This is a genomic window from Palleronia aestuarii (assembly GCF_003253995.1).
GTDB lineage: Bacteria > Pseudomonadota > Alphaproteobacteria > Rhodobacterales > Rhodobacteraceae > Palleronia > Palleronia aestuarii.
Map to the genome: position 1 here is coordinate 84,602 of NZ_QKZL01000006.1, position 13,576 is coordinate 98,177.

The 13,576-nt window shown below is 68.9% G+C and carries 16 protein-coding genes and 1 tRNA gene; 10 read left to right on the plus strand and 7 right to left on the minus strand.

What is annotated here, in order from left to right; all coding sequences use genetic code 11:
- Position 1: 1 nt before the first annotated feature.
- The 7 genes from puhB to LX81_RS09505 all read left to right on the plus strand — a co-directional run bounded on the left by puhB (position 2) and on the right by LX81_RS09505 (position 5,328).
- Positions 2-637, plus strand: coding sequence for a photosynthetic complex putative assembly protein PuhB (puhB, locus tag LX81_RS09475; RefSeq protein ID WP_111537078.1), 636 nt, complete (start codon positions 2-4; stop codon positions 635-637).
- A gap of 10 nt (positions 638-647) precedes the next feature.
- Positions 648-1,130 (plus strand): photosynthetic complex assembly protein PuhC, encoded by a 483-nt coding sequence (gene puhC / locus LX81_RS09480; protein ID WP_170133904.1) that lies wholly within the window; start codon positions 648-650, stop codon positions 1,128-1,130.
- 12 nt (positions 1,131-1,142) lie between these two features.
- Positions 1,143-1,469, plus strand: a complete 327-nt coding sequence (locus tag LX81_RS09485; protein WP_111537080.1) for an O2-dependent cyclase accessory protein — start codon at positions 1,143-1,145, stop codon at positions 1,467-1,469.
- Complete coding sequence (acsF, locus tag LX81_RS09490; protein WP_111537081.1) at positions 1,466-2,593, plus strand: magnesium-protoporphyrin IX monomethyl ester (oxidative) cyclase; 1,128 nt, start codon at positions 1,466-1,468, stop codon at positions 2,591-2,593. The genes LX81_RS09485 and acsF overlap by 4 nt, the downstream gene beginning before the upstream one ends.
- Positions 2,594-2,768: 175 nt before the next feature.
- Positions 2,769-3,566 (plus strand): putative photosynthetic complex assembly protein PuhE, encoded by a 798-nt coding sequence (gene puhE, locus LX81_RS09495; protein WP_111537082.1) that lies wholly within the window; start codon positions 2,769-2,771, stop codon positions 3,564-3,566.
- A complete protein-coding gene (hemA, locus tag LX81_RS09500) occupies positions 3,556-4,770 on the plus strand; it encodes a 5-aminolevulinate synthase (RefSeq protein WP_111537083.1) in 1,215 nt (404 codons plus the stop codon). Before puhE ends, hemA begins: the two co-directional genes overlap by 11 nt.
- A gap of 81 nt (positions 4,771-4,851) precedes the next feature.
- A complete protein-coding gene (locus LX81_RS09505; protein WP_234822551.1) occupies positions 4,852-5,328 on the plus strand; it encodes a c-type cytochrome in 477 nt (158 codons plus the stop codon).
- Between the two features lie 22 nt (positions 5,329-5,350).
- On the opposite strand, the gene LX81_RS09510 is transcribed toward LX81_RS09505, so the two are convergent.
- From LX81_RS09510 to LX81_RS09520, 3 genes are all read right to left on the minus strand, one after another.
- Positions 5,351-5,875 carry an inorganic diphosphatase gene (locus LX81_RS09510; protein WP_111537085.1) on the minus strand — a complete coding sequence of 175 codons (525 nt, stop codon included), beginning with the start codon at positions 5,873-5,875 and terminating at the stop codon, positions 5,351-5,353.
- A gap of 104 nt (positions 5,876-5,979) precedes the next feature.
- Complete coding sequence (locus LX81_RS09515; RefSeq protein ID WP_111537086.1) at positions 5,980-6,276, minus strand: AzlD domain-containing protein; 297 nt, start codon at positions 6,274-6,276, stop codon at positions 5,980-5,982.
- A complete protein-coding gene (locus tag LX81_RS09520; protein WP_111537183.1) occupies positions 6,273-6,953 on the minus strand; it encodes an AzlC family ABC transporter permease in 681 nt (226 codons plus the stop codon). The genes LX81_RS09515 and LX81_RS09520 overlap by 4 nt, the downstream gene beginning before the upstream one ends.
- Positions 6,954-7,209: 256 nt before the next feature.
- Between LX81_RS09520 and LX81_RS09525 the strand changes: the two genes are divergently transcribed.
- Entirely contained in the window at positions 7,210-8,508 is a 1,299-nt protein-coding gene (locus tag LX81_RS09525; RefSeq protein WP_111537087.1) for an MFS transporter, read from the plus strand.
- 19 nt (positions 8,509-8,527) lie between these two features.
- Here LX81_RS09525 and LX81_RS09530 read toward each other — a convergent pair whose 3' ends face one another.
- The 4 genes from LX81_RS09530 to LX81_RS09545 form a co-directional block, all read right to left on the minus strand.
- Positions 8,528-9,847: a mechanosensitive ion channel family protein gene (locus LX81_RS09530; RefSeq protein WP_111537088.1), complete on the minus strand. Its 1,320-nt coding sequence runs from the start codon at positions 9,845-9,847 to the stop codon at positions 8,528-8,530.
- A gap of 139 nt (positions 9,848-9,986) precedes the next feature.
- Positions 9,987-10,076, minus strand: a tRNA-Ser gene (locus LX81_RS09535).
- Between the two features lie 204 nt (positions 10,077-10,280).
- Positions 10,281-10,676, minus strand: coding sequence for a hypothetical protein (locus LX81_RS09540; RefSeq protein WP_211322742.1), 396 nt, complete (start codon positions 10,674-10,676; stop codon positions 10,281-10,283).
- 189 nt (positions 10,677-10,865) lie between these two features.
- Positions 10,866-11,456 carry a GNAT family N-acetyltransferase gene (locus LX81_RS09545; protein ID WP_170133905.1) on the minus strand — a complete coding sequence of 197 codons (591 nt, stop codon included), beginning with the start codon at positions 11,454-11,456 and terminating at the stop codon, positions 10,866-10,868.
- A gap of 191 nt (positions 11,457-11,647) precedes the next feature.
- Here LX81_RS09545 and ftsY point away from each other — a divergent pair, with 191 nt between their 5' ends.
- Together ftsY and LX81_RS09555 are read left to right on the plus strand one after the other, a co-directional pair.
- Complete coding sequence (ftsY, locus tag LX81_RS09550) at positions 11,648-12,946, plus strand: signal recognition particle-docking protein FtsY (RefSeq protein WP_111537090.1); 1,299 nt, start codon at positions 11,648-11,650, stop codon at positions 12,944-12,946.
- A gap of 10 nt (positions 12,947-12,956) precedes the next feature.
- Entirely contained in the window at positions 12,957-13,571 is a 615-nt protein-coding gene (locus LX81_RS09555) for an inner membrane-spanning protein YciB (protein ID WP_111537091.1), read from the plus strand.
- Positions 13,572-13,576: the final 5 nt, after the last annotated feature.

A 13,576-nucleotide genomic window follows, 5' to 3' on the forward strand; every position in this document is an offset into this window, starting at 1 on the left:
CATGGCGCATCACGACGATCCCGATTTCGCCGTCGAGCCGGTGCCGGGCCTGCCCGAGCAGCTGCCCCGCGGCGAGCGGATGCTCTGGCAGGGGCGCCCGGATACCTGGGCGCTCGCGCGGCACGCCTTCAAGATCCGCTGGGTCGCGGGGTATTTCGCTGTGCTGGCCTTCGCGCGGGTCGCGGCCTCCGCGGCGGCGATGGGCTGGGGCGGCGCGCTGCCGCTGGCGGTGCCGTTCCTCGTGCTGGGCGTCGTCACCTGCGCGATCCTCCTGGGCCTTGCGAAGGTGCAGTCGCGGATGACGCTCTACACCATCACCACGGAGCGGGTGGTGATGCGGATCGGCGCGGCGCTGACACTCACGCTGAACCTGCCCTTCCCGCGGATCGCGGGCGCCGAGATGGCGCTGGGGCCGCGGGGGACGGGGACGATCGCGCTCTCGACGATGGGCGACACGCGGCTGAGCTATCTCGTGCTCTGGCCCCATGCGCGTCCGTGGCGGTTCCGCCGCACGGAGCCGGCCTTGCGCTCCGTGCCGGAGGCGGAGAAGGTGGCTGCGATCCTCGCGGATGCGGTCGAGACGCGGATGGCCGCCCCGCAGATCGCGCCGCGCGCGATGGCGATGGCGGCGGAATAGGGAGGTTCGGATGGGCACACGTATCGAGGGCGGCCTCTATTTCGACGCGGAACGGCGCGAGATGCAGGCCCGCGACCGGGAGATGATCCCGAAGGGCGCGCTCCTCGGGATGCTCGCGCTCGCGCTGGGCTCGCTGGGGCTTGCCACCTACGCCTCCGTCACCGACCGGCCCACCGTGGGCCAGCCCGTCGCCGCCGAGGTCCTGGAGACGCGCACCGTGACGCTCGAAGGCGACGGCGTGGCCGTCTCCGCCATCGAGCCGGACGGCACCGTGCTTCTCGACACCGACAACGGCGCCTTCATCGCCGTCGTGACCGACGCGCTCAATCGCGTGCGCATCGTCCACGACATCAAGGGCAATCCGCCCGTCACCGTCGCCCGTCTCGCCAACGGGCGGCTCGTCCTCTCCGACCCCGCCACGGGGTGGAGCACGGAGCTCACCTCCTTCGGGGCCGGAAACACCCGGTACTGGGACGTGCTCTTCGAGCAGTAGAAGGGAACCGACATGGGATATCTGACGAGGGAGACGGAGACCGCGCCCTGCACGGTCGAGGTCGTCCACAAGTTCGAGGAGCTGTCCGCACACGTCAGGCTCGACAACGGGGCCGTGATCCATCCCGGCGATACCGTGCTCGTCCACGGGGCGCCGGTGATGGCGGCCTGGGGCGAGGCGGTGAGCGAGAAGCGGACCGCGACGATCACGCGCGCGAGCCGGCTCGAGCGGCTCTGGACGCGGCTCACGGGAGATCTGGAATTCATGGAGCTCTGCGAGTTCTCCTTCTCCGAGGAGACGCGCGCGACGGGCACCGGCGGAGAGGGAGCACGGGCATGAACATGACCGCACGGCACACCGCCGACGCCACCACCGTGGAAGAAGGCCTCGCGATCCAGGAGGAGCGCGCGAAGTTCGACAGCCAAGCCGCGACCGACCTCGCGATGCAGAACACGCTTCTGACCCCGCGCTTCTACACCACCGATTTCGACGCGCTCGACGCGATCGACGTCTCCCCCGTCCGCGAGGATTGGGATCACCTGATGGAGCGGATGCGGTCGGATCCGAACCGCGGGCATTTCAAGAAGAACGAGGACTGGGACCAGATCGACTGGGAGGGGATGGAGCCCGAGCTGAAGGCGGAATTCCTCGACTTCCTGATTTCGTCCTGCACCGCCGAATTCTCCGGCTGCGTGCTCTACAAGGAGATGAAGCGGCGCGGCACGAACGCCGACATCAAGGAGCTCTTCTCCTACATGTCGCGCGACGAGGCGCGGCACGCGGGGTTCATCAACGACGCGCTCCGCGAGGCGGGCGTGGCGGTGAACCTCGGTTTTCTCACGCGGGAGAAGAAGTACACCTACTTCCGGCCCAAGTTCATTTTCTACGCGACGTACCTGTCGGAGAAGATCGGCTATGCCCGCTACATCACCATCTACCGGCACCTGGAGGCGAACCCCGACAAGCGGTTCCACCCGATCTTCAAGTGGTTCAAGGAATGGTGCAACGACGAGTTCTCCCACGGGGAAGCCTTCGCGCTCCTGATGCGGACCGATCCGAAGATCACGGGGAGCTTCGTCAACAAGCTCTGGATCCGGTTCTTCCTCACGGCGGTCTATTCGACCATGTGGGTGCGCGACCATGCGCGGCCCAAGTTCCACGAGGCGCTGGGCGTCGATATCGACTGGTACGACCAGGAGGTCTATCGCAAGACCTCGACGATCGCCTGCCAGGCGTTTCCGATGGAGCTCGACATCGACCATCCGCGCTGGCTGCCGAACCTCAAGCGCATGGAGCGGGCGGTCAACGCGATGGACGCGGCGAAGGCGCGCGGCGGTGTCGCGGGGCTCGCGGGCCGTGTCGGCGCGGGCGCACGGGCGGCGCTCGCCTTCGTGGCGCTCTACACGATCCCGGTGAAGCCCAACCGGGTGCCCGAGAACGTGCGGATGGAGCCGGCCTATTGAGCCACCGGGCCCCATATGTCCGTCCGCGGGGCGATGAGGGCGCGAGGCCCCGGATCGGGTCCGGGGCGGCGCATCGCGCCTTGGGCTTCGGGTGCACCGGAACCGGCCCTCGCCCCGCCGCCCCGGGCCTGACCCGGGGCCTCGGCCCGCGCGGTGCGGGCGATGGGGCCGGGCGATGAGTTCGCCCTGGATCGCGGCGCTTTCGGCGCTCTTTCTCTGGTGGTTCTCCACCGGGGCGATCCTCTGGGCGGTCAAGCGTGCCGACGGGGGATCCGCTGGCGCGCACGGGCGGGTGGTTCTCGCCGCGCTGCCGCTCCTGATCCTCGGATTCGCGGGCGTGATCGTGACGCGCGGCGGGACGGGGACGGGCGAGATCTACGGCGCCTTCGCCGCCGCGCTGGCGGTCTGGGGCTGGATCGAGCTGGCCTTCCTCACGGGCTTCGTGACCGGACCCAATCGCGGGACGATGCGGCTCTGCGTGACGGAGGGGCAGCGGTTCCGCGCGGCCTGGGGCGCGGTGGCCTGGCACGAGCTGCTGCTCGCGGCGGGGCTTCTCGCCCTACTCGCGCTGACTTGGGGAGCCGAGAACGACCTGGCGCTGCGCACCTATGCCGTGCTCTTCGCCGCGCGGATCTCCGCGAAGCTCAACATCTTTCTCGGCGTGCCGCGGATCAACACGGAGTTCCTGCCGCGCCCGCTCGCGCATCTGCCGAGCTATTTCCGGATGGGGCCGCCGAGCTGGCTCTTTCCGCTGTCGATCCTGGTGCTGACGCTCGCCGTCTTCTGCTGGATCGAGCGGCTGGCGGTGACGGGCGAGCTCGGCTTCGCGCTCCTCCTGACGCTCACGGCGCTGGCGCTTCTGGAGCACTGGCTGATGGTGCTGCCGCTGCCGGACGCGAAACTCTGGCGCTGGATGATCCCGGCGCCCAAGACGGACACGATGATGAAGGGGGAGGAGAGGCATGGATTTTGAGGCGCTGTTCCAGGGGCAGATCGATGCGCTGAAGACGGAGGGCAATTACCGCGTCTTCGCCGATCTCGAGCGGCGCTGCGGTGCCTTCCCGAAGGTCGTGAACCACGGCGAGACTGGCCCGAGCGAGGTCACCGTCTGGTGCTCCAACGATTATCTCGGGATGGGGCAGCACCCGTCGGTCGTGGACGCGATGGTCGAGACCGCGCGGACCTGCGGCACCGGGGCGGGCGGCACGCGCAACATCTCGGGCACCGCACACCACCACGTGACGCTTGAGCGCGAGCTCGCCGATCTGCACGGCAAGGACGACGCGCTGCTCTTCTCCTCGGGCTACGTGTCGAACTGGGCGTCGCTCGGCACGCTCGGCTCCCGCCTGCCCGGCGCGGTGATCCTGTCGGACGCGCTGAACCACGCCTCGATGATCGAGGGGATGCGGCATTCGCGGGCCGAGAAGGCGATCTGGCGGCACAACGATCCCGAGGATCTCGACCGCAAGCTGTCCGCCATCGACCCCGCGCGGCCGAAGATCGTGGCCTTCGAGAGCGTCTATTCGATGGATGGCGATATCGCGCCCATCGCGGAGATCTGCGACGTGGCAGAAGCCCACGGCGCGATGACCTATCTCGACGAGGTCCATGCGGTGGGCATGTACGGGCCGCGCGGCGGCGGCATCGCGGAGCGCGACGGCGTGATGGACCGCGTGACGCTGATCGAGGGGACGCTCGGCAAGGCGTTCGGGTGTTTCGGGGGCTACATCACCGGCTCGACCGCGCTGTGCGACTTCATCCGCTCCTTCTCGTCGGGCTTCATCTTCACGACCGCCCTGCCGCCAGCGGTGGCGTCGGCCGCGACCGCGTCGATCCGGCATCTCAAGTCGTCAGGCATGGAGCGCGCGAAGCAGCGGCGGCAGGTGGCGCGGCTCCGCGCCCGGCTCGACGCCCTGGGGATCCCGCACATGGACAATCCCTCGCACATCATCCCGGTGATGATCGGGGATCCCAACAAGTGCCGGATGATCGCCGACATCCTGATGGCCGAATGGGGCATCTACGTGCAGCCGATCAACTATCCCACGGTCCCGAAGGGGACGGAGCGGCTGCGCTTCACGCCCGGCCCGCTCCATACGGATGCCGATATCGACCATCTCGCCACCGCGCTCAACGCGCTCTGGAGCCGCTGCGCACTGTCGCGGCAGGTCGCCTGAGACTTGCCGGGCGAGATTTCCGCGTTACTGTAGAGCGTATACGACATGCCGCGCGGCGGAGTCGCTTCAAGGGAGGATAGAATGATCTCAAGGGGTTATCTGATGGGGCTGGCGATGATCGTCGCGGCGCCCCACATCGCGGTCGCTCAGGACGGCGACGCCGCGGCGGGCGAGCAGGTCTTCAACCGCTGCCAGCAATGTCATGTGGTGACCGATGACGAGGGCAACACGCTCGCGGGACGTTCCGGCCGGGTCGGCCCGAACCTCTACGGCATCGTGGATCGCGTGGCCGGAACGGTGGACGATTTCCGCTATTCCTCCTCCATGACGGATGCGGGCGAGGCGGGGCTTGCCTGGAACGAGGCGGATTTCGTTGCCTACGTGCAGGATCCGTCGGGGTTCCTCAGCGAATATCTCGACAGCCGCGAACGCGGGAAGATGTCCTTCCAGCTTCGCGACGAGCAGGAGGCGCACGACGTCTGGGCCTATCTCGCGCAGCTCTCCGAGGAGGGCTCTGGCGAGGGGCCGGGCGAGCATGCCGAGGGCAGCGGAAGCTGATCCCCGGACAGCCCGGACGCGATCAGAAGGCCGCTTCGGCGGCCTTCAGCATTTCATAGGCTTCCTCGCGCTCGCCGCGGCCGACGATGTTGAACGGGCGCTCGATCATCCGGTTGTAGTTCTGGAAGAACAGCTCGATGTCCCAGGCGAACCCGTCGCGCATGTCGCCCAGCGTCTCGATGTTGGAGAAGATGCGGCTCATGTTGGCGACGGCGACGATGCGGTCGTTGCGGGCCATCTTTCCGTCCTCGTCGTTCTCCATCTTCAGCACGCCGATGAGGCGCGCCTCGATCAGCGCGCCGGAGGGCACGGACCCGGCGGTCACGAGCACGATGTCGACCGGATCGCCGTCCGGGGCCTTCGTGTTCGGAACATAGCCGAAGCTGAAGGGGAAGCTCTCGCCCTCGGGCAGTTCGATGGCGATGCGGAAGAGGCCGGAGGCGTCGAGGTCGTACTTGTGCCGGCTTCCCTTCGGCGTCTCGACGAAGACGTTGATCGCCCCCTCGTCGGTCCGGGAATTGACGGATTTCAAGGCTTCCAGAAACATGCGCGACCCTCCGTGTTGCCGGGTGACAGCCCCCGAGGGTGGGGTTTGTTCCGGGAACCGGACGATCGAGGCTCAAATACTCGGGCGCCGGGCGCAGCGCGGCCCTATCCGGCGAGCCAGGCCAATCCGGCGAACGCCGCGACGCCGGCGGCCATGGTCAGGATGACGTGATTCGTCATCGCGCCGACGCCGAACGCGATGCCGGCCGCGATCCATGTCGGCCAGGGCTGCCCGGCGAGCGACGACGCGACGAGGCTGACGACGATGAGCCCCGGCAGATCGTCAAGGATCCAGGCATGACGGGACGCGCGGATGCGCCCGCCCGCCGCGAGCCCGGCTACGCGGATCAGGAAGGCCGCGGCGGCGAGGAGCGCGATCACCGCCCAGTACGGTCCGGTCATGCGACGGCCTCCGCCCGGCGGCGCGAAACCGCGCGGGCCCCGAGCCCTGCAAGCGCGCCGGCGACGATGCCGTAGGCCTGCGGAACCCCGAGCGAGACGACACCCACCGTGATCCCGGCCGCGACGATCCACGGCACGATCTGCGACCGACCCCGCCAGAGCCCGCGCGCCATCGCGATGAAGGCCGCCGTGAAGGCGAAGCCGAGGCCGAAGCGTTCGAGATCGGGCAAGACCGCGCCGATCAGGGCCCCGACCGCGGTAGAGCCGGTCCAGACGCAGATCATCACGAGGCCCGAGCCGAGGAGGAACGGGGCGCCGATTTCGGGGGATTTCGCGCGTTCGGCCATGGTCAGCGCCCAGTTCTCGTCACCCGTCATGTGGATCGCCAGCAGCTTCCACCGCAGGGGCAGCCCGTCGAGCACGTCGGAAAGCGCGGCGATCATGCCGACATATCGCAGGTTCAGCGCGGCCCCGGCGAGTACGGCGCCGAGGACGGTGCCGGTGGTCGCGAATTGCTCCACGGCGACGATCTGCGACGATCCGGCGTGGATCGAAGCGCTCATCAGGCCCACGCCCCACCAGGGAAAGCCCACCTGAGCCGCGAGCAGCCCGAAGGCGAAACCGTAGATGGCCGCGCCGAAGGCGAGAGGCAGGATGGCGAGGGCACCGCGTTTCATCGCATCCATCATAGGAGGGGCGTGGGATTCGATATATTCCGGGAACGCCCCATCGCCCACACGAACGTCGGAAACGTCCGTACGCCGATCGCGTCCTCGACGGAGACGGCCGCCCGGGACTTGGCGATCCGGTGGGCCGGTTCGGCGCCGGGGGGCCGGGAACATGGTTAATCCGATCTACACCAGTGCCGCGTAACGGGTGGAGCGCGTCATGGTCTTGCGTCGAGCGGTCTCGATGCGGCGCCGGGATACTTCGATGGTCAAGAGCCTCCAGTCGATCAGCGCCCTCCTCCTCGGGTCCGCCATCCTTCTCTTCGCGGGCGGCCTCAACGGCATGATCCTGCCCGTTCGGGGCGGGGTGGAAGGGTTCAGCGCCATCTCCCTCGGCCTGCTCGGGACGGGATGGGCGATCGGCTATGTCGCGGGCTGCCTCGTCACGCCGGGGCTCGTGGCCGGAATCGGTCATATCCGGGCCTTCACGCTCATGTCCGCCCTCGCGGGCGTCGCGGTTCTTCTGTCGCTTCTCTTCATCCATCCCGCGGCCTGGATCGTGCTGCGCGCGCTTTCGGGGTTCTGCTTCGCGGGGGCGGCGATGATCGTGGAGAGCTGGCTCAACGAGCGGACCGAGGCCCGGCTGCGCGGCAAGGTGTTCGGCATCTACACGATGGTGGGCCTCGCCGCGACGACGACCGGGCAGATGGCGCTGACATTCGCGCCGATCGACGGGCATGTGCTCTTCGTGCTTGCCGGGGCGTTCTACTGCATCTCCCTCGTGCCGGTGGCGCTGACGTCGTCCGGGGCGCCGCAACCCCTCGTCGTGGTCCGGCTCGACCTGGCAGGGCTCTGGCGGAACTCCCCGGTGGCCGTCTTCGCGGCCTTCATGCTCGGTATCTCCAACGCGTCCTTCTTCACGCTCCACGTCGTCTATGCCGAACAGGTCGGGCTGGGGCTGACGGTGGTGGCGCTCTTCGCCGCGGTGCCCGTGATGGCGGGTGCGCTGTCGCAGATCCCCGTGGGCATCCTGTCGGACCGGATGGATCGCAGGATCGTGCTTCTGGGCCTGTGTCTGCTGGCGGCGGCCGCGGATGCGACGTTCATCTTCCTCGCGCCCGAGGGGCGGGGGATGAACCTCGCCGCCGTCGCCCTCTTCGGCGCGACATCGCTCGCGATCTATCCCGTGGCGATGGCGCATGCCAACGACCACGCCGCGCCCGGCGCCTTCATCCAGACCTCGGGCGGCGTACTCATGGTCTTCGGCGTGGGCTCCGCCTTCGGTCCCCTGCTGGCGGGCGTCTCGATGAACGCGCTGGGGCCGCAGGCGCTTTTCTGCATCACGATCGTCTCCCACTGCGCCACGGCCGCGTTCACGATCGTCCGGATGATGATTTCCCGCGCGGTGCCGCAGGAGCAGAAGGGCGCGTTCCACGTCGCGCAGCCGGGACGGATCAGCACGCCGGAGACGGCGACGCTCATCGGGGACGAAGCGGACCTGCCGTCGAACGAGGGGCGGGAGGCGTGCGGTCAGGAAGATTCCGCAGAATTGCGGGCCGCCTGAGACGCCTCCGTTCCGCGGGTTATTCCCGCGGGGCGTCGCGGGCCAGGAGGTCGCCGGTTTCCTGCCGCTCGGCCGCCACGAGGGGGATCAGGGCCTTCTCCTCCGATTGGCGAGGCGGCCGCTCCGTCGGCGTCCGGGGGGCCGGCGTCTCGCGCGCCGGGGGCCGCGCGGGCGGGCGCGGAAGGTCGCCGGCCCCTTCGAGACGGATGCGGTAGGTGGTGTCGGGGATGGCGACGCCGGCGGCCTCGATGGCGTCCTTCACCAGCCGGATGGCATCGCCGCGGGCCGTGACGAACCCGGTCGCGTCCTGATCGATCCAGCCCGTCACCCGCAGGATCGCGCCCGATTCTGTGATGTTCTCGATCCAGACCAGCTCCTCGGGATTGTCGAGCACGAAGGGCTGCGCCTTGAGCGCGTCCTGCGCGAGGAGCCGCGTCGCCTCGAGATCCGCGTCGGGATCGATGCCGATGTCGAAGACGAACCGCCGGGCGGGGTTCTGGGTGTAGTTCACGATCCGGCCCTTGAACACCGTGGCGTTCGGGATTCGGATATGGTTGCCGTCGAGCGACAGGAGGATCGTCGCGCGTGAGGTCAGGCGGATCACCCGGCCCACGTCGCCCTCGATCTCGACGAGGTCGTTGGGCCGGAACGGCTGGCGCAGGCTCAGCATGACGGAGGCCACGAAGTTCTCGACCGTGTCGCGGACGGCGAAACCGATCGCGAGGCCGACGATCCCCGCCGCGCCGAGGATGGTCCCGAGGAGCGCCGCCGCCCCCAGGAGATCGAGCGCCACGACGATGCCCGCGATGCCGCAGGCGACGCGGAACGCCTGGCGGTAGATCCCGGCGATGAAGGTATTCGGCGCCAGGCGATCCCAGAAGCGCAGGCGCGCGAGCACGATGCCGAGGGCGACCAGCGCCGCGAAGGCCGAAGCGGCGAGGAAGAACAGGGGAAGCCGCGCGACGAACTGGTCCGCGCGGGTGCGAAAGCGCGTGAAGGCGGGGTCGATCTGCTGTGCGATGTCGTCGGACGCGGCGAGGTCGTTCCTGACGGCGACGACGCCCTCGAGCCGTTCGGCGATCCCGGCGACATCCTGGCTGACCGCGGGGTCGGCGATATCGCCTTCGAGCGTGACCACGCCGGCCTCCACCGAGACCGCGATCTCGCCATGCCCGAGGGCGGCCACGATGGCGCTCAGGCGCGCGGCGATCGCATCGTCGGACGGCGCATCCTCCACGGCGAGCGCGCGCGGAGCGAGGGGGGCCGCGGTATCCTCCTGCGCGGGAGCCTGCCCCCCCAGGGTAGCGAGAAGACAGACGAAGAGGAAACGGCGCCACATGACCGATCGTTAGCCCAAGGCGCGCGGAACCGCCATCCATCGTAGTCCACGCGGGTTGATCGTGGCAGAGACGGCTGCTCGAGTTGGGAGAGAAAATCCGGATGCGACCGGAGGGGGAGGCCGATTCTACGAAGGCTGGTGGCGGAGACGATGGGATTCGAACCCACGAGACGGTTTCCCGCCTACTCCCTTAGCAGGGGAGCGCCTTCGACCACTCGGCCACGTCTCCGTCGACGGGCTTACTGGCGCGTACCCGGAGAAACAAGGCAAAAATCCCGTCCGGGGCGGCGTTCGCGCATCCCGATAACGGAGAAAGTCGGGACGGCGGGGCGTGGATCGCGGTACGGGCGGGCCCGCAAGGGGGTGATCCGGCCATGGCGGGACCGATCGGCAGCGCGGGGATCAGGGTTGTCGGCGTAGTCGGCCGCCGCGCTCAGACGCCGGTTTCCGGGCCGAGGCAGACCATCGGTTCGTCGCTGGTGCGGGTTTTGTAGAGTTCGGTGCCCGAGTCGAACCGGAATTCCGCGCGCAGGCCGGTGGGGGAGCGGTAGAACCTCCAGCATTGGTGGGAACCGCCGTCGTATTCGAAACAGATCTGCTCTCCCACGGCGTACCAGTGCCCGGACTTGCATTCGCCGTCGAGGAGGGACCAGCGGACCGTGCGGCCGTCCCGGTACTCCTCGATCCCGTGGAACTGACCGTTCCGGTAAAAAATGAGTGTCTTTCCAATCGTGTACGCCTCGAATTCGGCGGCAGAGAGCGGCGTCTCGGCCAGTGCCGGCACGCCCGGGAGGAGCGTGGCGAGGAGGAGGGCGGAGGCGCGGATCATGGTCTCGTGGTCGCATATCGATGCCCGCGAGGCCAGCGCCGGTGCATCACGGATCCGGTACCCTCAAGCGTGCACGGGACGTACACGGGACGTACACCGCGCGTACACGGAACGTACACCGCGCGTACCGCGATCGTACCGACATCGTGCGGCTCCCGTGCACGGGAGGTACATCGCTCGTGCAGCAGGTCAGCGGCTGCCGGACGCCCTTTCGCGCCCGCCGAAGGACCACCGCGCCCCCGCGGCGAGCACGGCCGCCATCTCCGAGAAGGCCTCGCGCGCGAGCGTCGCAGGCGTGGGCGCGGCGGCGGAGAGGGTGGCGTCGTAATCGCCCTCGAGCCGGACGAGCTGCATGCCCTGCCGCGCGGCGAGGTGGCGCATCCGCGCGTTTTCCGCGAGGCAGTTCATGTGCAGCACGCGCATCCCGCGGTTGCGGGCGGCGAGGACGAGGTGGGAGAAGAGCGCGCTGCCGATCCCCTGCGATTGCCACGCGCGCTCCACGCTGAAGGCGGCCTCCGCCTCGAAGGGCCGGCCGCTGCCGAGCGTAGTGAGTTCGCCCACCGCGCGGAGCTCCCCGCCGACGAAGGCGCCGAACATCACGGTATCGAGACGGAAGAGGCGGTCGGCATGGGCGCGCAGGACCTCGTCGGAGATCGTGCCGGTGAAGCGCAATCGCCGCGACTCCGCGTCGAGACGGAGGAGGTGTTTCCGCACGATCCGGCGGTCGAAGGGCCAGAGACGCCGGATGACGGAATGCGGTGCGGCAGGGATGTCGGGCATCGGGGGCACTCGGAACCAGGGACTTACTATCCCAAAATGGCGATCGGAGGCGGATACGGCAATGATCGGGGCGGCGACGCATGGCGGCATCGCGCCCTCGTCATGGATCGCGCCGTGCAGGACGGGCCGGGCGGCGGGTTCCCTTGGAAGCCGATCCATCCTAGATCGGTTCCGCAGTATCGGGAGGCGTGATGTCGTTCTTCAACAAGCTCAAGTCGAAGCTCTTCAAGTCGTCCTCGAAGCTCGACGAGGGGCTCGACGCAATCGTGGAGGAGGGCGGCAGCGTCTCCGAAGGCGTGCCGGACGCGCCGGACCCGTTCCCCGCGCCCGCCGATCCCGTTCCGCCGCCAGCGCCGGAGGAGGTGCCGCAGCCCGACCCGCCCGCGGAGGCGCCGCAGCCCGGACGGCCGATCGAGCTGCCCCCGCAGGACCCGACGCCCGCCACGCCGCCCCCCCCGCGCCCCGCCCCGGCCCCCGCGCCACGCGCCCCGGCCGCAGAGCCGGGGCCTCCCCCGGTCCAGCCGGGCCCGGCGGTGGAAGTGGACCGGGTGATGCCGCCCGCACCCGAGGCGCAGCCAGAACCGGATGCGCCCTCCGAGGCGCGGGGCGGGCTTCTGTCGCGGCTCTTCGGGCGGCGCGAGGCGGGGCCGGAGATGCGCCGGGTCCTCGACGACGACATGATCGAGAGCCTCGAGGACCTGCTGATCACGGCCGATATGGGCGTGGATACCGCGGCGCGGGTGACGGCCAACATCGCCGAGGGGCGGCTCGGCCGGCGGATGTCGAGCACGGAGATCAAGCGCCTCCTCGCCGCCGAGATCGCGCGGATCATGGAGCCGGTGGCGCGGCCGCTGCCGATCTATCCGCACCGCCCGCAGGTCGTCCTCGTCGTTGGGGTCAACGGATCGGGCAAGACCACGACGATCGGCAAGCTCGCCAGCCAGTTCCGCGCCGCCGGCAAGACGGTGGTGATCGCGGCCGGTGACACGTTCCGGGCCGCTGCGGTCGAGCAGCTCCAGATCTGGGGCGACCGGGCGGGCGTTCCGGTGATGACGGCGCCGCAGGGTTCCGACCCCGCGAGCCTCGCCTTCGACGCGATGACGAAGGCCGAGGCGCAGGGCGCGGACCTCCTGATGATCGACACGGCCGGGCGGCTGCAGAATCGCGGCGACCTGATGGAGGAGCTCGCCAAGATCGTGCGCGTCATCCGCAAGAAGGATCCGACGGCGCCGCACAACACGGTGCTCGTCCTCGATGCGACGACGGGGCAGAACGCGCTTTCCCAGGTGGAGATCTTCCAGAAGCTCGCCGACGTGTCGGGCCTCGTCATGACGAAGCTCGACGGGACGGCGCGGGGCGGCGTGCTGGTGGCGCTCGCCGACCGGTTCGGGCTGCCGATCCACGCCATCGGCGTGGGCGAGCAGATCGACGATCTCGCCCCGTTCGATCCCGAGGAATTCGCGGCCGCGCTGACCGGTCTCGAGACATGAGGACCGGACGATGAACGACGGAGACGGCAAAGTGAGCGAACACAAGAACAAGGGCCTCGTCACGGCGCTCGAAATGGGGCCGATCGTGCTCTTCTTCGTGGCCTACCTGCTCTTGCGGGACCGGGTCTTCGTGATCGGCGGCACGGAATATTCGGGCTTCATCCTGATCACCGCGGGCTTCATCCCGGTCCTCGCGCTGTCGATGCTGGCGATCTGGCGGATCACCGGGACGCTCAGCCGGATGCAGGTGGCCACGCTCGTGCTCGTCGTCGTCTTCGGCGGGCTGACCGTGTGGTTCAACGACGAGCGGTTCTTCAAGATGAAGCCCACGCTCATCTATCTGCTCTTCGGGGGCATCCTGCTCGTGGGGCTTTTGCGCGGGCAGAGCTACCTGCGGATGGTCATGGGCGAGCTCATACCGCTCGATCAGGCGGGATGGATGATCCTCACGCGGCGGTTTTGCGCGTTCTTCTTCGGGCTCGCTCTGCTCAACGAGGTCGTCTGGCGGACGATGTCGACCGATGCCTGGGTCAACTTCAAAACCTTCGGGCTCACCGCCGCGATCTTCGTCTTCTTCATCGCCCAGGGCAAACTCTTCCGCGAGCACGGCAACGAGAAGGAGTGAGCGCC